21 protein-coding genes and 2 riboswitches are annotated in these 20,772 nt (G+C 39.3%); of the genes, 5 read left to right on the plus strand and 16 right to left on the minus strand.

The genetic code is table 11. The features are described 5' to 3' along the window. Positions 1 to 12: 12 nt before the first annotated feature. From TSYNT_RS07125 to TSYNT_RS07140, 4 genes are all read right to left on the minus strand, one after another. Positions 13 to 435, minus strand: a complete 423-nt coding sequence (locus TSYNT_RS07125; RefSeq protein ID WP_059032794.1) for a PaaI family thioesterase — start codon at positions 433 to 435, stop codon at positions 13 to 15. Positions 436 to 739: 304 nt separating this feature from the next. Continuing rightward, positions 740 to 2,413: a cobalamin B12-binding domain-containing protein gene (locus TSYNT_RS07130; RefSeq protein ID WP_059032795.1), complete on the minus strand. Its 1,674-nt coding sequence runs from the start codon at positions 2,411 to 2,413 to the stop codon at positions 740 to 742. Then, complete coding sequence (locus tag TSYNT_RS07135; RefSeq protein WP_059032796.1) at positions 2,410 to 3,546, minus strand: NAD/NADP octopine/nopaline dehydrogenase family protein; 1,137 nt, start codon at positions 3,544 to 3,546, stop codon at positions 2,410 to 2,412. The genes TSYNT_RS07130 and TSYNT_RS07135 overlap by 4 nt, the downstream gene beginning before the upstream one ends. A gap of 94 nt (positions 3,547 to 3,640) precedes the next feature. Beyond that, a riboswitch (cyclic di-AMP (ydaO/yuaA leader) is annotated at positions 3,641 to 3,808 on the minus strand. A 73-nt stretch (positions 3,809 to 3,881) separates the two neighbouring features. Then, the gene (locus TSYNT_RS07140; RefSeq protein ID WP_059032797.1) at positions 3,882 to 4,028 is read right to left on the minus strand and encodes a hypothetical protein; all 147 of its coding nucleotides are present in this window, start codon (positions 4,026 to 4,028) and stop codon (positions 3,882 to 3,884) included. Between the two features lie 175 nt (positions 4,029 to 4,203). On the opposite strand from TSYNT_RS07140, the gene TSYNT_RS07145 reads away from it, so the two are divergent. The 4 genes from TSYNT_RS07145 to TSYNT_RS07160 all read left to right on the plus strand — a co-directional run bounded on the left by TSYNT_RS07145 (position 4,204) and on the right by TSYNT_RS07160 (position 7,247). Further along, entirely contained in the window at positions 4,204 to 5,295 is a 1,092-nt protein-coding gene (locus TSYNT_RS07145; protein ID WP_059032798.1) for a D-alanine--D-alanine ligase family protein, read from the plus strand. A 156-nt stretch (positions 5,296 to 5,451) separates the two neighbouring features. Further along, the gene (locus TSYNT_RS07150; protein WP_059032799.1) at positions 5,452 to 5,787 is read left to right on the plus strand and encodes a rubredoxin-like domain-containing protein; all 336 of its coding nucleotides are present in this window, start codon (positions 5,452 to 5,454) and stop codon (positions 5,785 to 5,787) included. 29 nt (positions 5,788 to 5,816) lie between these two features. Next, a complete protein-coding gene (rd, locus tag TSYNT_RS07155; protein ID WP_083497693.1) occupies positions 5,817 to 5,975 on the plus strand; it encodes a rubredoxin in 159 nt (52 codons plus the stop codon). A gap of 60 nt (positions 5,976 to 6,035) precedes the next feature. Further along, entirely contained in the window at positions 6,036 to 7,247 is a 1,212-nt protein-coding gene (locus TSYNT_RS07160) for an NAD(P)/FAD-dependent oxidoreductase (protein ID WP_059032800.1), read from the plus strand. Positions 7,248 to 7,301: 54 nt separating this feature from the next. Here the strand turns inward: TSYNT_RS07160 and TSYNT_RS07165 are convergent, their stop codons facing one another. The 4 genes from TSYNT_RS07165 to sfsA form a co-directional block, all read right to left on the minus strand. Then, positions 7,302 to 8,057, minus strand: a complete 756-nt coding sequence (locus TSYNT_RS07165; RefSeq protein WP_059032801.1) for a fumarylacetoacetate hydrolase family protein — start codon at positions 8,055 to 8,057, stop codon at positions 7,302 to 7,304. Positions 8,058 to 8,091: 34 nt separating this feature from the next. Beyond that, entirely contained in the window at positions 8,092 to 9,243 is a 1,152-nt protein-coding gene (locus TSYNT_RS07170; protein WP_059032802.1) for an iron-containing alcohol dehydrogenase, read from the minus strand. 43 nt (positions 9,244 to 9,286) lie between these two features. Continuing rightward, positions 9,287 to 10,057, minus strand: a complete 771-nt coding sequence (locus TSYNT_RS07175; RefSeq protein WP_059032803.1) for an IclR family transcriptional regulator — start codon at positions 10,055 to 10,057, stop codon at positions 9,287 to 9,289. A gap of 121 nt (positions 10,058 to 10,178) precedes the next feature. Continuing rightward, on the minus strand, positions 10,179 to 10,859 hold the full coding sequence (gene sfsA, locus TSYNT_RS07180; RefSeq protein ID WP_059032804.1) for a DNA/RNA nuclease SfsA: 681 nt from the start codon (positions 10,857 to 10,859) through the stop codon (positions 10,179 to 10,181). 155 nt (positions 10,860 to 11,014) lie between these two features. Between sfsA and TSYNT_RS07185 the strand changes: the two genes are divergently transcribed. Beyond that, positions 11,015 to 12,091, plus strand: a complete 1,077-nt coding sequence (locus tag TSYNT_RS07185) for a coiled-coil domain-containing protein (RefSeq protein WP_059032805.1) — start codon at positions 11,015 to 11,017, stop codon at positions 12,089 to 12,091. 11 nt (positions 12,092 to 12,102) lie between these two features. On the opposite strand, the gene gcvPB is transcribed toward TSYNT_RS07185, so the two are convergent. The 8 genes from gcvPB to TSYNT_RS07225 form a co-directional block, all read right to left on the minus strand. Further along, entirely contained in the window at positions 12,103 to 13,551 is a 1,449-nt protein-coding gene (gcvPB, locus tag TSYNT_RS07190; RefSeq protein WP_059032806.1) for an aminomethyl-transferring glycine dehydrogenase subunit GcvPB, read from the minus strand. Beyond that, positions 13,552 to 14,883: an aminomethyl-transferring glycine dehydrogenase subunit GcvPA gene (gcvPA, locus tag TSYNT_RS07195; RefSeq protein ID WP_059032807.1), complete on the minus strand. Its 1,332-nt coding sequence runs from the start codon at positions 14,881 to 14,883 to the stop codon at positions 13,552 to 13,554. It abuts the gene before it with no gap. Position 14,884: 1 nt separating this feature from the next. Continuing rightward, positions 14,885 to 15,271: a glycine cleavage system protein GcvH gene (gcvH, locus tag TSYNT_RS07200; protein ID WP_059032808.1), complete on the minus strand. Its 387-nt coding sequence runs from the start codon at positions 15,269 to 15,271 to the stop codon at positions 14,885 to 14,887. A gap of 6 nt (positions 15,272 to 15,277) precedes the next feature. Continuing rightward, positions 15,278 to 16,351 (minus strand): glycine cleavage system aminomethyltransferase GcvT, encoded by a 1,074-nt coding sequence (gene gcvT, locus TSYNT_RS07205; protein WP_059032809.1) that lies wholly within the window; start codon positions 16,349 to 16,351, stop codon positions 15,278 to 15,280. 155 nt (positions 16,352 to 16,506) lie between these two features. After that, positions 16,507 to 16,596: riboswitch (glycine riboswitch) on the minus strand. A gap of 297 nt (positions 16,597 to 16,893) precedes the next feature. After that, positions 16,894 to 17,874, minus strand: coding sequence for an ABC transporter ATP-binding protein (locus TSYNT_RS07210; RefSeq protein ID WP_059032810.1), 981 nt, complete (start codon positions 17,872 to 17,874; stop codon positions 16,894 to 16,896). Then, positions 17,867 to 18,862 carry an ABC transporter ATP-binding protein gene (locus TSYNT_RS07215; RefSeq protein WP_059032811.1) on the minus strand — a complete coding sequence of 332 codons (996 nt, stop codon included), beginning with the start codon at positions 18,860 to 18,862 and terminating at the stop codon, positions 17,867 to 17,869. The genes TSYNT_RS07210 and TSYNT_RS07215 overlap by 8 nt, the downstream gene beginning before the upstream one ends. Positions 18,863 to 18,877: 15 nt before the next feature. After that, a complete protein-coding gene (locus tag TSYNT_RS07220; protein WP_059032897.1) occupies positions 18,878 to 19,780 on the minus strand; it encodes an ABC transporter permease in 903 nt (300 codons plus the stop codon). Positions 19,781 to 19,795: 15 nt separating this feature from the next. Further along, positions 19,796 to 20,716: an ABC transporter permease gene (locus tag TSYNT_RS07225; RefSeq protein WP_059032812.1), complete on the minus strand. Its 921-nt coding sequence runs from the start codon at positions 20,714 to 20,716 to the stop codon at positions 19,796 to 19,798. Positions 20,717 to 20,772 lie beyond the last annotated feature (56 nt).

A 20,772-nucleotide genomic window follows, 5' to 3' on the forward strand; every position in this document is an offset into this window, starting at 1 on the left:
CTCAAAATTTAACTACTTTGAAGACATGTTTGGATTCTTTACAATATAAGTCCCCAGACTTTGTGCCACAAGTTTATCTTTGTAATATATCTCACCTTCGGCAAAAATTAATGTCCTACCTTCTTTTACCACTTTCCCAACACCCACCAGTTTATTATCTGTTCCGGCAGGAGAGATGTAATTTATTTTCATCTCAACAGTTACCGGTATAATCCCCAGTGTCATTGCAGCGCCGCCCATGGCAGTATCGCACAAGCTTGCAGTTACTCCTCCGTGGATTATTCCAAGACCATTTGTAAATTCTTCTTTTGGTTCGACTTCTATGATTATTTTTCCCCTTTCAGCATCAGCTACTTTTACACCTAATAAATTACCGTCGAAAGGGGAGCTTAAGTTTTGCAAAAGTCGAGATTTTGTTTCTTCGCTTATATCCATAACTCAACCTCCATTATTTGATAGATACAGTAAGTCTATTTAATAATATTAACAGAAGTCACACACAAAAACAAGAAAATATTCCCCGCAGTATCGATATCTAACATTAAAGCCGGCGCCTTTTGGCGTCGGCCTTTGACAAAATTTAGCTTTAAATTATACTCTACTTACTTCTCGCGAGGCTCCTATCCCTGAATTTACAGACTTTCAACATCACTGCTAGAATTTCCTGCTTCATTGACCTTGAAGCCTGCTACCTTTACAGGCGTTAATTCGGATAGTCTTCGCCATCGATATTTGTTCGCTATACCACTAACTCATGATTGAAGTCACAAATATTTGTTGTTGTATCAATCTTACTTAAAATCCTGTCAATACGTTCTTTTTCAGTAAGCACCCGTTTTTCCACAGGATCATAAGCATATAAAGCACCGTTTATCATTTGTGTAACTAACTGTCCTTTGGCAGCCGGATTCCCTCTAAGATGCGGGGCATCCAGAATTCCTATCTCAACCGCCTTTGCAAGAGTTGAGGGGTCAGACAAGGGATCTTTCACGTTTGGACTTAATGATTTTATAGCTTCAAGAGTAACACGCGCTTCTGCTATCAATTCATTTTTTCTTTCCTGAATAACCGGGTCCTTTGTGATATCGCTGGCTCCCAGCATCACATTCCTTATAACGCCTCGGACAATCTTGCAGCTTTCAATAACATCATCAGCCGTAGCTGCATGGTGGGCTTCACAATAGCCTACTACATGATAAATATGTGGTTTTATTGCCATTGCAAGATATGCAGACGAAGCAAGCTGGCCCTTGGCCTGGGCGAGATCTGCCGGAAAACTGGCTATGCCTGCGCGGGCTTGACGGTATACATTGAAGTTTTCATCTTCTAAGCTCTCTATCAACTCAATTTTTGCAAGCATTTTTGCAATATCCATAGCCGGTGAAATGGAGGGTGGAACGTTGAACATGTATTGAGCTACATAGTCCTTTACTCCCATCTTTTTTGCATTATATGCTGCAAGATAAGCAGTAACTACACCAATAGTATCATGGGCATCTCTTAGGCTCCAGTGATGTGACTCATTAACTTCTACCGGAATCGACCGCTGGCCATGCCACTTCATTACCTGCTGATTTTCTCTTATGGCTTCTTCCACCGGCCGCGGTCCTCTTTTATCCAGCACACTGTACCAGTAAAGAGGAACGGCACACCAGGCATTTTTTATTGTTTCATTTAGCATCTCTGCAAAGGGTATCAAATCCTTTGTTCCGCTGTAGCAGCGAAGAAGGGGATAGTTCCCTCTACGTGATGCTTCATATAGTGCTTTAAAATCTTCTTTTGAACGAAGCGGCACTCCCCCTGCTCCGTCTAATCTATGATCCATTTTATCCTGTTCAAAGAAATGCTCCTGAGCATTTTGATCCGGTGCTATAGAAATAACATCCAACACTTTGGCATCAGCTACTTTTTTAATAGCTTCAATCGTCTCTTCTAAAGACGGCAAGCCAATATGATGCCTGAGTATAGGATATGGATATTTTGATTTAATTCGCGAAACCAGATCTTGCGGATAATCATCGCTTTTTGCAAATGTAATGCCTTTTAAAAATCCGATAACTTCATCCGGATCCTCTGTTCCATTGAATATATGTGAAAATATGCCGCTTTTTTTGGCAACTTCTGCAGTAGGTTCAGTGCCGGCAAAAAGCCATTTTATACCTTTTATATTCTCTGCGGCAATTTTGCTCTTAAGCTCATCTAAAATTTTCTCCAGCGGTTCAGGGGTAAGCCTGTAGCTTACACCTACATAATCGGGTTTTTCTGTCTTGATGGCACAAATCAGCTCATCGATAGAAATTGCAGCTCCGCAAAATTCGGTTTCATAGCCTTCTCTTTCAGCCAAGGATAAAAAGTTCATTATCCCTGCCACGTGAACGCAGTTGCCTATCGAGGCCGCAATTATTTTTTTCATAATGCCACCACCCCCACATTTCGATGTGTAGCAGCTACTAAATCGCCTGTTTGGGCAAACTCAATAATTTGAGATGCCGAAAGCCCTTTAAGGCCAAGTTTTTCAACTGTCCTGCCTTTTTCAATAAAATTCTCGCCTGTTATAATATTTGCAAGCCTTATAATGGTGTCAATTGCAGGAGTCTCTATGCCAAGCTCTTCGGCAATTGAAGCTATAGGCACTAGGCTGCACGGAACATCTTCATATATATAGCGGGTATTTAGCCCTTTTGGTGCTGTAAGTCCCTTATATGCCGAATTGTTTTGAATGGCTTCATACAGGGTATCGCCTTTTGCCCCATATGACTCTTCAAGCCATTTTCTTGCAGAAATAGTTTTAACGCCTAAAGCCATAGCAACATGCATTCTTTCCGAATCAAGTTTTTCCAGCATTTGGCCAATAGAAGGGGTAATACCTTCTATATAATATTCAAAAGTCTGACCCCGTTCAATATGTCCGCTGTTTAACAGCGTCGGCGCCGGATGAAAAATAGCTCCGAAATTGTTTAAGCTGGTTTCCATTACACTATTTGCGGGAGTGAATTGAGGATAAGCTTCCGACAGAAGCTCTATTACTTCCATTGTCCTTGTAGCCGGAATAGCCGCAAGAGCCACTTCATTTTTTACGCTAAATATTTTTGCGCTTTGGGGTCCGATTGCTCTGCATGCATAAATAAAAGTTTGGGCTTCTGCAACAGTGATGTCCTTGGTGCATCCATTGCTTCTCAATGTTTCATAAACCTCAAGAGCTCCACCGGTGCGTCCTGGATTTAATACTATAACTTGGCCATCCTCTAAATAAGGTGCTATTAAGCAAGCCAATTCATAATGGCCGGTAGCCGGTGTGGTTATCATAATCACATCTGTTCCCCTGATAGCTTCTTTAATATCGCTTGTTGCAAGATTGATCTTGCCGCTTCCCTCTATAGAACCGCTTAAATTAATATATGGGTTTTTTGCTAAGCCTTCTATCTTCGAATAGGTTCTATTATAAAGGTTCACCGAAAAACCTCGATATGCAAGATAGCCTGCCATTGCCAATCCGCCGTTACCTGCACCTATTACTGCAAACTTCACATCCATCGGGCTTATCATCCCAATACCTCCTTTTCCTCTATTTTTTGGACAAAATAAAAGCCATGGAGATCCATAGCTTTTGAGTTGCTTTTTTGAGCACTCACTACTATCAACCTCCTCTTACAACGCTGGCGAGGTTAGCTGTCGGATTCGGGTCGAAGAGTGTAACCCTACCCCTCTAATCAAGAACTTGCAATTTGATTTCTTGGTCAAAGGGGATTCACCCCAAAAGTGGTTCCCCCGCTTCTTTCTTTTCGAAAGAATTAAGCGCTCAGATTGAGAGCTCATGTATTAAGTTTCTTTAATTGTATCAAAAATCTTAATGTCTGTCAACTTTTTTGACTAAAGGCTTGTTAAGCGCCTTTTTTGAGCTCATCTATCTGCTCTTCGATTTCCATAATGCGGACTAACAATTTTACGCGGTTACCTTCATTCTTTGTCCACTGGCTTAACAGTCTTTCTCTTTCTGATTTGAGCATGGATATCTTGTCGTGGGTCATTGCGCATCCTCCTCCTGTGTGATTTAGCATTGATAATGCAACTCAGTATCATTTACATAATATATAATATATCATAATTATCGAAAAGTCAACTAATAAAGCATATTTTGTTTGTTCAAGAATGGTTTTTGTATTATAATAAATTGAATATTGACAGTGAAAGGAGTATTTTGCTTTGCAAAAACTAAAGGTTGGAATTATATTCGGAGGCCAATCCAGTGAATATGAAGTATCGTTGATGTCTTGTGCATCAGTTATAAAGGTTATGGATAAATCAAAATATGAAATTATGCCAATAGGAATTAATAAGCATGGAAATTGGAAGCTTTTTTTGGGCAGTATCGAAAAAATTGAAAATGATACTTGGCAAAGCGAAGCCATTCCTGTACTTCTTGCCCCTGATCCAAAATATAATTGTGCAATTGAAATAAATAACGGAATTGAAAAGCGGCACTATTTCGACGTGGCGTTTCCGGTTCTCCATGGCCCCAGAGGGGAAGATGGGACAGTCCAGAGCATTTTTGAACTGATGAATGTGCCTTATGTAAGTTGCGGTGTGGCCTCTTCTGCTATTTGTATGGACAAGGTTTTTTCTAAAAAAATTCTCGCTCAGAGTAACTTGCCTATAGTTGATTATAAGGTATTTTATAAAAATGAATTAAAAGGAAAAATCTCAGATATTATCTCAGAAATAGAAAACTCCATTGGCTATCCGTGTTTTGTAAAGCCTGCAAACCTCGGCTCTAGTGTTGGAATAAGTAAAGTTAGCAAAAGGGATGAGCTTAGCGATGCACTTTTTGCCGCTGCAAAGTATGACACAAAAATACTAGTAGAAAAATCAGTTGATGCTCGTGAAATCGAGTGTGCTGTTTTGGGAAACAGCGACCCTAAGGCTTCGCTGCCCGGAGAAATTCTGCCAAGTCGTGATTTTTACGATTACAGTGCAAAATATCTTGACGGCGATAAATCGAAACTTCTTCTTCCTGCGCCTCTTTCCTCTGACCTTACCACTCAGGTTCAGGAACTTGCCATAAAGGCTTTCAAGGCTCTTGACTGCAGCGGAATGGCTCGGGTAGATTTTCTGATGGATAAAAAAACCGAAAAAATTTACATAAATGAGCTTAACACAATCCCCGGCTTTACAAAAATAAGTATGTATCCTAAAATGTGGGAAACATCTGGCTTGTCATATAAGAAGCTAATAGATGAGTTAATTTGCCTTGCTTTAGAGCGTCATAGAGAAAAAAATGAACTTACTTTAGCGTAGTTATCTTGATTCTCTATTGACACATAATAGTAATTATTATTATAATAGTGATGTAGATTATTTGAAAGTTTTATAAAAGTAAAGTATAATTAAACCAGAAGTTATTAGTAGCTTAAAAAAATTTTAAAAAATTATTAAATTGAGGAGGTCTTTAAAATGGCAAAATGGCAATGCGGTGTTTGCGGCTACATATTTGACGGTGATGAAGCACCTGCAAATTGTCCTAAATGCGGAGCTCCTAAAGAAAAGTTCCAACAGCTAGACGACGAAACTGCATCTAAGGTAGACAGATCTCGCTATACCAACGGCTTGCATATGGAACTCTTTGCTCTTCTTGAAAAGGCAAAAGAAATCAGTGAAAATGGCATTAAAGACGCACTTGATCCGGCATGTGTCCAGATATTTGAGACAACAAAAGCCTGTGCCACAGATATCCAGCAGCGAATTAAGGCAGAATTAAAAACTCATATGACCAAAAACAAATGGGGTTAATATCATACTAATAGGCGAGGGGGATTTTTATGCAGAAATGGGTTTGTAGCGTTTGCGGATATGTATACGACCCTGAGGTAGGAGATCCGGAAAATGGGATCGCGCCGGGCACAGCTTTTGAAGACATTCCCGAGGATTGGGTGTGTCCCGAATGCGGCGCGGGAAAAGATATGTTTGAAGAAGCTTAATTGTTCTAAGGCCCGATTTATGGGCCTTATTGTTTATCAAATTATAGGGAGATGTGTAAAATGACAGATCCTGTTGTGATAATCGGAAACGGAATAGCTGCTGTATCTGCTGCTGAAGCCTTTCGCGAAAACGACAGAGGCACTCCTGTTATTATATTAAGCGGAGAACCCTATTATGCGTATTATCGAATGTGGCTGTCGAGTCTTCTGGGAGAACCTTTGGACCTTGATAAGCTTTACATTCATAAACCCGAATGGTACGCAGAGCTTAATATTGATGTGTGGCTTAACTGCAGAGCAGAGTCTCTTGATACAGAAAATTGCACAGTGTTATCAGATAACGGTAAAACAATAAAATATTCAAAATTGCTTCTTGCAAACGGAAGTAGCCCGTTTATTCCGCCTGTTGCCGGCAACGACCTTACAGGAGTTTTTTCTATACGCTCCTTGGATGATGTAAAAAAAGTAAATGAGTATATAAGTGACAAAGAAAATGGTATCGTTGTAGGTGGTGGAGTCTTAGGATTAGAGGTAGCATGGTCTTTGGCCAACAAGGGCAAAAAGGTTTCGGTAATCGAAGGCTCGCCGTATATTCTCTCAAAACAAGTTGACGAAACAGCTTCCCATCTTCTTATGGCTCTTGGTGAAAAAGCGGGGATAAATTTCGTGACCAACGGTAAACTCACAGAAATTATAGGCGAAAACGGTAAGGTTACATCAATTCAGCTTGAAGGTAAAATAATGCCCGCAGAATTTGTGGTATTTTCTACTGGCGTTCGTTCTAATATTGGCCTTGTAAAGAATACTCCTATAAAAGTTGGTAGAGGTGTTCAAGTCAATGAATATATGCAGACTTCAGTAGAAAATGTATACGCTGCAGGCGATATTGCAGAATATAAAGGACAGGTATACGGTATTTGGCCTGTGGCTCGGGAGCAGGGAAAAACTGCAGGCTTAAATATGGCAGGCAAACAAGTACATTATAATGAAGTGGTGCCCTCTAACTACTTAAAAGTATTCGGTGTGGAATTATATTCAGTTGGGGATTTGTGTAAAGACGGAAAGCCTTTTGATTCCATAAAGAAACTCGACAAAGAAAATAATAAATATAGTATTATTTTTATAAGAGATAGCAAACCTGTTGGCGCAGTACTTTTTGGTGACACCAAGCCTGCTATGAAAATTTCCAAAGCGATTAAATCTAATTTAGAAATCCCTGAGGAAATAATAAGAAACAATGATTTCGAAGGATTGCTAGCTATGCTGCAATAATTTTTAGAAAAAAAGAGACAACCGGGTACAGGCACTTCGGTTGTCTCTTTTTGTTTATTTAACTGTATTTTTTAGTCTGCCTATGTTTTCCAATTCAGCTTCAATAATATCCCCCGCTGCAAGATTCCCTTTTCCGGGAGGTGTTCCGGTGCTTATAATGTCTCCGGGATTTAATGTCATTATCGCAGATACAAATGCAATAATTTGCGAGACATTAAATATCATGTCTGATGTATTGCTGTCTTGGGTCACTTTACCATTATGGTACATTTTAATGCCCAGATTATCCCCGTCAATTCCCTCGACAATGCAGGGTCCTATTGGCATAAATGTATCATAGCACTTGGCTTTTGTCCAAGGCTTACCCTTTATCATAAAATCTTTTGCAGTAATATCATTACCGCATGTATAGCCTAAAACATGATTTTTGGCATCTTCTACGCTTACATTCTTGATCTTATCCTTTATGACTACAACAAGTTCTGCTTCATAATTTAGCTCTTTTACGCCTGGAGGACAGACTATAGCTTCATCAGGTCCTATAACAGATGTGCTAGGTTTTAAAAAGATTATCGGCTCCTCAGGCATAGGATCGCCTTTTTCATTTATTACCTCTTTATAATTTGTCCCCACACCTACAACCTTGGTGGGCTCGCAAGGAGCTAAAAGTTTGACTTTGTTTAAATCATAGACTTTTGATGTTTTTGACCATTTTCCAAAGATCGAGCCTTCCAATTCAGCTATCTTTTCACCTTCAAGTAATCCGTACTTTGGACCTTTGCCATCATCAAACCTTACATACTTATTCATTATTGCAGACACCTCCAAAATTTATGCAATTTTTTTAAAGGGAATCTCTATATATCTTTTTTACATCCTCTAAACTCGGAAATTTCGGGCTGGATTTTAAATTACTGCTTGCATTTTCATAAGCATTTTGTGCCAGTTTATCTATATCTTCTTCTTTTACCCCTAGAGCGGATATCTTAGTCGGGATGCCAAGATCTTCTATAAACTCTTCCAAAGCCTTGATGGCTTTTTGCGCAGCTTCGTTTTCTGAAATATCTTTGGTATCTATGCCAAAAAGTTCTGCAACCTTTGCCAGCTTAGGAGAGGCATCCGGCAAAGAAAAACGAAGAAAGGCAAGGGAGACTGCGGCTAGTGTCTCACCATGGGCAATATTATAATAAGCGCTTATTGGATGACCTAATCCATGTATACCGCAAGTTCCGGAAAGGTTTATAGCCATACCTGCAATTGTGCTAGCCCAAGCCATAGGTTCTCGATACTCAATTTTATCTCCATGCTCATACGCACCTTTTAAATTATCCAAAACAAGCTTCATGGCTTCAAAGGCCAGTGGTTTACTTATAGGCTGAGATCTTTTGCTCAGATATGATTCTAGAGCATGAAAGAATACGTCGATTCCGGTAGATGCTGTAACTTTTTTTGGAACTGTGAGCGTAAGCTCTGGATCAATAATAGAAACTTTTGCAAAAGTGTCAGGAGAAGAAAAGGATTTTTTGGCACTGGTTTCGGGATTCGTCATAACTGAATAATTATTAGCTTCGCTGCCGGTTCCGGCAGTAGTAGGTATTAGAATAATAGGTAGTACATCTCCTGCCGGCTGTGGTCCGAAATAGTTAGCAATCGAGCCTTCTCTTTTTACACCAAAAGCAATGGCCTTAGCTGAATCCATAGCGCTTCCACCGCCCAGCCCGATGATAACATCTACTTTGCTATTTCTTGCCAAAGTTATACCTTTATCAATAGTGGTAGTAAGAGGATTCGGCTCCACTTCATCGAACAGTGTCCAATTTACACCTTCCTTTTCAAGGCTTTTTGCAACGGTGTCTAAATGTCCGGTTTTCTTTGCGCTGGATTTACCCGTAACTATTAAAGCATTTTTTCCAAAAGATTTTGCATATACGCCGGTATCTTTAATTTTCCCTAATCCAAATATAAGATGTGCCGGCATGAAAAATTCAAAATCCATAAAAACACCTCCAAAATTTTAAATATCATTTACTTAATGTTAATTATCTATTTGGCTGCCATCCCATTCTTTGGGATATCTTATTTGCACAGTCAATTACATCTTTGCTTAATCTCTCAACTTTTTCATGTGTCATGCTGACAGTAGGCCCTGATATGCTTATTGCTCCAATCACTTTACCTGTGTAATCAAAAACAGGAGCTGCAATACATCTTATTCCTTCTTCATTTTCTTCATCATCAATTGCAAAACCTTGTTTTCTAACTATTTCCAGATGCTTTAATAGTTCTTTTGGATTTGTTATAGTATTTTTTGTAAACTTTGTAAGTCCTTGCTTTATCGCTTCCTCTACAAACTCTTTATCTGCAAAAGCCAGAATTGCCTTCCCTACTGCAGATGCATGCAAAGGAACCGTCCTGCCTATTTGGGAAAACATGCGAATCGTTTTATTGCTGTCTAATTTATCAATATATACAGCACGAAAACCGTCAGGCACTACCAAATGTACTGCTTCATTCGCTTTTGATGAAAGCTCTTCAAGAAGGTCATGAGCTTCTCTTCGTATATCCATCCTGTCAAGAATAGCTTCTGCCAAAAACAAAATTTTCATCCCTAGCCGGTATTTTTCAGAGGATGTATTTTGTTCCACATATCCAAGGCTTAAAAGAGTTGTCAGCATGCGATGAACTGTGCTTTTATGCAGTCCTATTCGAGATGCAAGCTCAGTAACACCCAAACCTTCTTTTTCGGTTGCCAGTTCTTCAAGTATTTTAAATGCTCTCTCTACTGATTGTACTGTATTATCCTGCGGCATATCTTCACCTCTAATTATTTAATATCAATTCGGGTGTACCACTTTATGAAATTATGTTTCATAAAACATTCATATCTAATATATTCTACATTAACTTGTAAAATCCTTTTTTAAATAGCAATTATAGTTTTATTTTTATATGATTTTCTATCATAATGGAATTCCTCGTTACCTTACAATCAAGAGCTGCCATATCGACGTTCTGTTTTTGGGCTGCTTTTAAGGCATCGCTAAAAGTTTTGTGCATAGCTTCATTTGGCATAAAATAGCTTACTTTTTGCATTTGAATTATGAAAATTATCCAAGCTGCATAACCATTTTGCCTGGCATCAATAAGCTCATTTAAGTGTTTTACGCCGCGTTCTGTTGGGGCATCAGGAAATAAGGCTACACCGTCTTTTTCTAATGTAACTCCCTTAACTTCAACAAACCCTCTGCTTTTTGCTGTTTCTATATAAAAATCAAAACGAGAGTTTTTATATTGAGCTTCTGGCTTTACAAACAAAATATCTTCTTTTATGTCAGAATCAGTGAGCCATTCGTAAAAGACTTTATTTGGCGCGCTGCTGTCAATATTTACCAGCATATCGCCTTTATATACCGATATAAGATCATATTTTGTCTTACGCTTAAAGTTATCCGACTCCTGGACAAAAACTTTTGCACCTGGTGTAAGCAGCTCCTTGCACCTGCCTGTGTTTTTTACATGGCACAGCTGGCTTTTCCCTTCGATTTCTATATTTGCAATAAATCTATTAGGACGGTTTATAAATCTTGCTTCTTTAATATTTTTATAAATCACTGTATCGCAGCACTCCTTTAAAACTATTATACATCAAATTTTATCAGTTAATTTTCAAAATAATTTTATAAAACCTGAAATTAAAGGATATAGTAATTTTTTGTAGAATGAAATATATATATAGAAGAACAAGTCGCCCATGCGGGAGGAATATTATGCAAACTTCTAAAGGGCTTATTTTTTTGGTAATAACTATTTTCATTCTAAATGTTTTATATATCGAAACTCCTTTAGGCGCTCAAAACACTGTAAGCGAACAACAACTAATTGAAGATATTCTGTCTCTTGACGCAAAAGTTCTGGCGCTTAAAAATGAGGTCGAAAAACTTTCAAATAAAAACAGCGAGCTCGAAAGGGAACTTAAAGAAAAAAAGAACGAGCTTGCATTGCTCAATAGCAACTTTTCTACGCAACAGAAAAAATTGGCTAAGTGGGTTGTTTTTTCCTTTAAGGGCGGCACAGGAAACATGCTTGCAGTTTTGCTGGGAGCTGAAGACTTGGGAGAGTTTTTTAGAAGATATGATAATGTAATGTTCTTTATGGAATATTATAAAGGTATAATAGATGAGACAAAAAATCTTATATCTTTACGAGAAAAAGAGGAAAATGATATTGAAAGAAAGCAGCAAGATATTAAAAATCTTGAAAAACAGTTAAAACTTACGCTAAATGACATTACTCGGACGCTAAAAGAAAAACAAAAGCAGCTTGCAGAGGCGCGTGCCGTTCTAAAGGATACAACATTTTTAGAAGATTTAAGCAAAAATTGGCAGGAGTCCTTGCCTTCTTTGGATTATCTGCTAAAAAACCTGTCAGCGCTACCTTGGTACAACCTAGACCCTGACAGTCTTAAAATCGATTATACTTCGTCAGCTGTAAGAGCCGATTTTTCGGATGTCTCAGTTACGAACAAGTTACTATCTCAAGATAAAAATCTCAAAAATATCTTTTTCAAATTTCATAAAGGGGGCGTTACAGTCAGCGAAAAGAATACTGACGGCTCTGCTCCCCTTTACTCAATTACATGTGATATTCAAATTACCGAAAATCAAAAAATAAAGTTTATCCCTAAAGAATTAGAGTTTCGCGGCGTTACACTATCTGCAAAAGTCATAGATGAACTTGCGGCAGATTATGATTTAAGCTTTACGCCTCCCCCTCTTCCATATAATTTAAAGATATATTCCGTAAATACCGAAGAGGGAAAACTTATACTGGAGTTTAAAAGATAGCCGAAAAATTTTTATTCTTTATAGATAACTTTAACATCTCTAGCAGCTTTTACCTCGTCAACACGTTTTACAGGCATACTAAAAGGCGCCGATTTTAAAATGTCCGGATTTTCTTGCGCTTCCCTATAAATATTTTGCAGCGCATCGCAAAACGCATCTAATGTGTCTTTGCTTTCGGTTTCTGTAGGTTCGATCATAAGCGCCTCTTCAACTATTAAAGGAAAATAAATAGTAGGAGGATGAAACCCATAATCCAGTAAGCGTTTAGCTACATCTAATGCTCTTACTCCAAAATTCTCTTTCCAGTTTTTACAGCTTACAACAAACTCATGCTTACAAACATTCCCTTCAGGCACGATAAACATATCTTTGATCTTTTTAAGCAGATAGTTGGCATTTAACACGGCAACTTCGCTTGCTTCCTTTAATCCGGAGGCCCCCAAGCATTTTATATATCCATAGGCTTTAAGAACAACGCCTACATTACCATAGAACCCATGAATCTTGCCAATGCTATAAGGTATATTATAGTCTAAGACATATTTATCATCCTTTTTGGCTACGATAGGTTTAGGAAGAAAGTCCTTTAAAAACGCTTTTACTCCAACCGGCCCGGAACCCGGCCCACCGCCGCCGTGTGGTGTAGAAAAAGTTTTGTGCAGGTTAAGATGAACTACGTCAAAGCCCATATCTGCCGGCCGGGCAATCCCCATTACCGCATTAAGGTTTGCACCGTCATAATACAGTAAAGCTCCCTTTTCATGTAATATTTCGGCAATTTCATGTATGTTCTTTTCAAAAAGGCCTAATGTATTTGGATTTGTAAGCATCAGCGCTGCAACATTTTCATCGACCACTTCTCTAAGTGCTTTAGGGTCTACAAGTCCGTCGCTGCCCGATTTTAAGCTTATAACTTCAAAACCTGCTTGACTTGCAGAAGCTGGATTTGTGCCATGGGCCGAATCCGGCACAATAATTTTAGTCCGTTTCTGTCCGCTATGTTCAAAGTACTTCTTTATGATAAACATCCCGGTAAGTTCTCCGTGTGCACCTGCTGCAGGCTGGAGTGTAAAATAGTCCATGCCGGTAATTTCAGCAAGGAAATTTTGCATATGATACATAACTTCCAATGTTCCTTGACAAAGTTCCTGAGGTGCGTATGGATGAAGCTGGGTAAATTCAGGCATTAAAGCAATTTCTTCATTGATTTTAGGATTATATTTCATAGTGCAGGAGCCTAAAGGATAGAAACCGCTATCTACTCCAAAATTCATGGTGGAAAGCTTAGTATAGTGCCTTATAACATCTACTTCCGATACTTCCGGCAGGTCTAGGTCGCATCTTATTAGATCCTCATCAAATACTTGAGATATTTCTACTTGAGGAACGTCAGGGGCAGTTAAAACAAATCCTTCTTTTCCTTTTCTTGATTTTTCAAAAATCAACGGCACATCGCTCACTTAATCCACCCCCAGTATTTTCAAGAGCTCATCAATTTCATGTTTCGTCCTTTTTTCTGTAAATGCTACCAAAAGCTTGCCTGCCTGTTCCGGGAAAAACTTATCTAATTTAAGACCGGGAAGAATCTTGGCATTTAAGGCTTTCTGGTATTTTTCTTCAAGATTGTCTACTTCTACCGCAACTTCATTGAACACTTTTGAATTTATAATCCTTATACCCTGATATTTTTTTGCTTCATTAATAAAATACTGTGTATTTGCGATACAATTATATGCCACTGACTTTAGTCCTTCTTTTCCCAGATATGCAAGATATATAGTTGCTGCCAGGGCATTCAATGCTTCGTTTGAACAGATATTAGATGTGGCTTTCTCTCTTCGTATATGCTGCTCTCGTGCTTGAAGGGTTAATACAAAAGCCCTGTTTCCTTCTTTATCAATGGTTTCTCCTACAATCCTGCCGGGCATGCTGCGCAAATACTTTGCTTTCGCACTCATAAATCCAAGGTATGGTCCGCCAAAGTTTAAGGAATTCCCCAACGGCTGCCCTTCTCCCACAACAATATCGGCTCCATATTCTGAAGGTGGCTTTAAAAACGCAAGAGCGATTGGATTCGCTGCTACTATCAGCATAATATCTTTCTTTTGAGTAATTTTTTGGGCCCTTCTTACATCTTCTATGACTCCGAAAAAGTTTGGTACGCTGACAACCAGTGCTGCCGTCTCACCGTCTATAAGGGTCTCGAGTTTGTCCCAGTCCGTTTCATATAAACAGTTGTATGGCGAGACTACAACTTTGATGCCGCTGCCAAAAGCATAGGTCTGCGCTGTTTCAATGTATTCCGGATGCAGGGTTTGAGAAATTACTACTTTATTTTTCTTTTTTATGCGGCAAGCCATTAATATAGCCTCTGCCAAGCTTGACGCTCCATCATAGACTGAAGCATTCGCAACATCCATTCCGGTAAGTTTTGCTATCATGGTTTGATACTCAAAAATTGCAGCTAAAGTCCCCTGACTGCGCTCCGCCTGATAAGGTGTATATGCAGTATAGAATTCAGAGCGGCTTAGCAAAGCTTTTACCGCTGCCGGCACATAGTGATCATACGCGCCGGCTCCTATGAAGTTTATGTAGTCCGCTGCTTTGTTCTTGCCGCTTAAAACCGCAAACTCTCTTTTAAGCTCAATTTCATTTAAAGGTAGTGGCAAGTCAAGATCTCTGTCTAATTTCACTTTATCGGGGACATCACTGAATAAAGCCGTTACGTCGGAAATTTCCAGCTCTTTGAGCATTTCATCGATTTGATACGGGGCATGGCTTATATACTTCACATTACTCGCCCTCCACTAAACTTTTATATTCTGCCGGTGTCAAAAGGTCGTCCAGCTCGCTTTCATCCTCCACCTCCACAACTATCATCCATCCGTCATCATAGGGGCTTTCGTTTACAAGTTCCGGGGAATCATCCAGGGATTCATTTACCTGAACCACTGTTCCTGACACAGGAGCCATAAGATCAGATGCAGCCTTGACAGATTCTACAGAACCAAAAGGCTCTCCTTTTATTATCTTGTCGCCAACCTCCGGAAGCTCTACATATACAATATCCCCCAGCTCCTCTTGAGCATGATCTGTTATACCGATTTTACCATGGTTCCCTTCAACTGCAATCCACTCATGATCCTGAGTATACTTTAAAGTTAACGGAATATTACTCATTTAACGTCACCTCTTATAATTTTTTAAAAAATTTGTAGATGTTTTTTCTGCTTTATGTTTTTTCTTGTGAATTTCTATTTCAAATAAATCACCGGCTATATCTTTTGATGGAAGTTTTACAAGAGCCATAGCCAGATACTCTTTCACATATGGCGCAAAACCGCCGGATGTTACTTTTCCCACTTCTTTTCCATCATAGTAGACTGCATAGCCATGCCTGGGCACTCCTTTTTCTAAAAGCCTAAGCCCTATAAGACGTCTCCTGTCTTCTTGCTCTTTTTGGGCAAGAAGGGCATCTTTACCTACAAAAGGCTTGTCAAAATCGATAAATTTAGAAAGTCCTGCTTCAACCGGGGTAATATCTGGCCCTAATTCATTGCCATACAGCGGCAGACCAGCCTCAAAGCGCAGCGTGTCTCTGGCCCCAAGTCCGCAGGGAAGCGCTCCAAAATCAATCGCCTCAAGGAACAGCTTTCTTATAGGTTCAGCCATTCCATATATTTCGTAACCGTCGCTGCCAGTATAACCCGTCCGGGATAAAATCAGTCGTTCCCCTTCAAATTCAACAATTTGGAAATAAAATGGTTTAAGCTTTACTTCACCAAAAATATTTTCTATAAAATTGATGCTTTCAGGTCCCTGGATAGCAATTAGGCAACACTCATTACTTATATCTTCAATTTTTATATCAGCTGTTGCAAAATTTTTAATATATTCTACGTCCTTATCCTTATTTGCCGCATTTACTACAAGCAGATATTTTGCCGGCGTAAGCTTGTAGACCATCAAATCATCTACTGTTCCGCCGTTTTCATAAGTCAGCAATGTGTACTGCGCCTGACCTTCACTAATTTTATTTATGTTGTTCGTAAGTATACCGTTTAGGAACTCTGCCGCATTCTCGCCTGTAACAAGAACTTCCCCCATATGTGAAATATCAAAAATGCCCATCTTCGCCCTGACAGCCATATGTTCCTCAATAATTGAAGAGTATTGAATCGGCATTTCATAACCTGCAAAATCTACCATTTTTGCTCCAAGATTCAGATGCTGTTCATACAGTGGTGTTCTTTTAAGCATACAATCCCTCCCTTTCCTTTAATCAATTTTGAATTTTTAGTTATTTTAAGCACAAAAAAATGTTCTAAGTACAAACAAAAAACATTTATACTTAGAACCTCTGTCCTTTTGCCTGAAAGATCTACCTCGTCGGCGCAAGAAGCTCTCCAGAGGGCGGTCCAAAGATGATCCTTTTGCCTGAGAGTTTCACCTGGCTCGGTTTACCCCTTCGGCGCCTTTTTAAAGGTCTCTCTCATCTTTTTCATACCTGTTTTGCATTGTTATCATCATAATAGCAGGTTCTTGGAAAATTTACAAGCCCTGGATAAAAGAAAAGTCTCCCCGGTGCCTTTTTTCTTTTTGTTCCTTGCTATAGAAAACTTTCCTTCAGTAGTTGATACTCTGCTACCATCGTAATGTTTTCTAAGTAATGTCTTTTAATGACAGCAATATATTCTGAGTGCAAAGAAGAATCTTGCTTGTTCTTACAATGATCTTTCACTACGTCAGGATGACAGGCTGCTCCAACCTCTAAAAACCATCTTATCTTAACCTACCTGAAATTATCTCGAATATAGATGGCATGCAACCATATGCCCATTAAAATCCTTAAGCTCGGGTTCTTCTATGCTGCATTGTTTCATAGCGTTTGGACATCTTGTATGAAATCTACACCCTGCCGGTGGATTTACGGGACTTGGCACATCCCCTTGTAGAATAACTCTTTTGCTCTCCCTTAGCCTTGGATTGACTTTTGGAACAGCTGAGATTAAAAATCTGGTATATGGATGAAGGGGTTCGTCATATATGTCTTTAGCGTTGCCCGCCTCTACTATTTTTCCTAAGAACATTACATATACTTTATCTGACACATATTTTACTATTCTAAGATCATGAGATATGAATATATAAGTCAATTGAAACTGCTGCTGAAGATCCTTTAAAAGATTTAGAACCTGAGCTTGAATAGAGACGTCTAAGGCAGAAACCGGCTCATCACATATAATGAGCTCAGGATTTAGGGCAAGCGCTCTGGCGATTCCTATACGTTGGCGCTGTCCGCCGCTGAACTGATGAGGGTATCGTTTCATATGATAAGATCTTAAACCTACTTCTCTCATAAGTTCATATACCATCTTTTCCTTTTCTTTTCCGAAAGCTACTTCATGAGTTTCAAGGGGTTCGCCGATTATTTCACTTACGGGCATGCGGGGATTTAGCGAGGCATAAGGGTCTTGAAAAATTATCTGCATCTTTTTACGCAGTTTTCTAAGTTCTTCGCCGTTCATATCATATATGTTTTGACCTTTAAAAAGCACTTTGCCGGAAGTAGGTTCCAAAAGGCGTAAAATCAAACGGCCTAATGTGCTTTTCCCACAGCCGGATTCACCCACAAGGCCTAAGGTTTCTCCTTTTGCCACTTTCAAATTTATGCCGTCCACCGCATGTACCGCTTTCTTTTTCTTGCTAAACAAACCTTCGCCGCCTACTATAAAATGCTTTTTTAGATCTACTGTTTCAACTAAGACTTCATTACTATTCATCACTGCTCACCTCTTTGCAGTACTTCCAGCATTTAACCATATGGCCTTGCTTTGCTTCGCCTATCAAAGGGTCTTTTTTCTTGCAAATATCCATCGCATCAACGCAGCGAGGCCAGAAGCGGCAACCTTTTGGAAGCTTGGTCAGGTTCGGAACAACGCCTGGTATATTGAAAAGTTTTTGATTTTTTTCCTGTTCAAATTTTGGTATTGAATTGTAAAGACCGATAGTATATGGGTGAAGGGGTTCTTCAAAAATCGAGTACACATCAGAATATTCCACTACTGTTCCTGCATACATAACACACACTTCGTCTGAGACTTCTGATATTACACCTAAATCGTGTGTTATCATCAAAATCGACATATTATTTTGTTTTTGTATATTTTTCATCAGCTCCAAAATCTGAGCTTGAATAGTAACATCCAAGGCTGTCGTCGGCTCATCGGCAATTAAAAGCTTTGGGTTGCACGCAAGTGCCATTGCAATCATAACTCGCTGCCTTAAGCCGCCTGATAGTTGATGAGGATAGCTAGAAAGTCTTTCCTCCGGGTCAGGTATACCTACAAGGTTAAATAGTTCTACAGTCCTTTTTAAGGCCTCCTGTTGGTCTGCATGCTTATGAATCTTCAATACCTCCATAACTTGGCTTCCCACTGTGTAAACCGGATTCAGCGATGTCATGGGCTCCTGAAAAATCATGGAAATTTCATTTCCGCGAATTTCGCACATCTCATCATAGGTTTTTTTCGAAAGGTCTATGCCTTCAAAAAAGATTTGACCGCCGACAATTTTTCCCGGAGGTGACGGGATTAATTTTAATATAGAAAGAGCCGATACGCTTTTTCCACAGCCGGATTCGCCCACAAGACCCAGTGTCTTGCCTTTTTTTATTGAAAAGCTCACATCATCAACAGCCGGAATCACTCCTTCATCGCTATAGAAATAGGTCTTAAGGCCTTGCACTTTCAGTATTTCATCATTATCCAAACTCCCCACCTCCGATTATTGTTTCATATACGGATCCAGCGCATCTCGAAGGCCGTCTCCTAAAAAGTTGAAAGCTAAAACGACAATTAATATGGCAAAACCGGGAGATATTGCAACCCATGGCGCAGAAAATAAATATTCTTTGCCGTTAGAAATCATAAGGCCCCAGCTGGGCGTTGGAGGCTGTGCGCCAACACCTAGAAAGCTGAGACTTGCCTCAGACATGATAGCTTCAGGTATGCCCATTGTAAGTAATACCAAAAGAGGCGCCATACAGTTTGGAAATATATGTCTTATCATTATAACGCTATTTTTTACTCCAATGGCCTTAGCTGCTTCTATAAATTCCTTTTCCTTTATGGATAGTGTTTGGGCTCTTACCACTCTGGCAGTGCCTGCCCATCCGACGATACTCAGTGCTATAAATATATTGTAAATGCTTGCGCCTAATGTGTACATAACTACCATGGCAAGCAGGAGAGATGGAAATGCCATAACCATATCTGCAATTCTCATTATAACAGTGTCTATTTTGCCGCCATAATATCCTGATACGATTCCTAGAACAGATCCTATTGTCATGGATATCAATGTCGGAATAAGACCTATGATAAGAGAAATACGAGTACCGTAAATAATACGGCTTAGCATATCCCGACCATATATATCAGTCCCTAAAATATGCTGACTGCTTGGCGGCTGAAATTGTTTTAACAAATCTACTGCGTAAGGATCGTACGGAGAAATCCATTTTGCAAAAATAGCTACAAAAACCATTATTATTACAGTCGCGGCGCCGATCATCGCCATTCTATTTTTTCTAAAACGATACCATACTTCTTTTATAAAAGTGGTACCGTAAATTTCCATTTCTTCATCATACTCTTCTTTTACAAAATCATCTTTTTTATTTTCCATCACGGCCGGCACCTCTCAATCATACCTTATTCTTGGATCAAGGTAAGAATATGCAATATCTGCTACCAGGTTCCCTATTATAACAAGGCCTACCGTAAATATTACGGAGCCTTGCAACAGAGGCATATCTCTGTTTTGTATGGCATTGACACAAACCCTGCCAATGCCTGGGATTCCAAAGACGCTTTCTGTTATCACAGCACCTGAAAGCAAACCTGCGACTTGGATTGCCATTACGGTCACAACCGGCAGCATTGCATTTTTAAGTGCATGATAGAACACGACTTGTCTTTCTTTTAGTCCTTTTGCTCGAGCTGTTCTTATATAATCAGTTCTTATTACTTCCAGCAAACTTGACCTTGTCAGGCGTGCTATAGATGCCGCAGAGCTCCATCCTAATACGATTGCAGGCAAGATTACATATTGCGGTCCGCTAAAACCTGAAATCGGCAGCAAATTTAATTTAAGGCCAAAAATATATTGCATGATAAGTGCTGACCAAAATATTGGCATTGACACTCCTAATAGCGTAAAACCCATAAAAAAATTATCTATAAAAGAGTACTGTTTTATTGCAGAAATTATCCCGGCAGGTATACCGATTCCCCATGCAATTATTATAGCTGCAATGGAAAGAACAACGGTATTGGGAAATGCCTCTAAAAGTAGATCTGTTACGTTTCTATTTAGTTTATATGACCTGCCTAAATTTCCATGCAGCAAATCTCCCATAAATTTAAAATAGCGGATATAGACAGGATCATTTAAATGCATTTCATTTTTAACACGTTCCAACACATCCGGGCTTATGTGTTCTTTCATCATTAATACCACAGGGTCGCCCGGAACTACATTCAATAGGTAGAATGTAATAATGGTTATACCGATAATTATCGGAATTGAAATCAATATTCTTTTAAATATGTACTTGCCCATTTGATTACCTCCCGTGATATTTGATGTCTTACAGAAATGGGCTCAGAAGTATTGGT

It is taken from the genome of Tepidanaerobacter syntrophicus (assembly GCF_001485475.2).
GTDB classification, from domain to species: Bacteria; Bacillota; Thermosediminibacteria; order Thermosediminibacterales; family Tepidanaerobacteraceae; genus Tepidanaerobacter; species Tepidanaerobacter syntrophicus.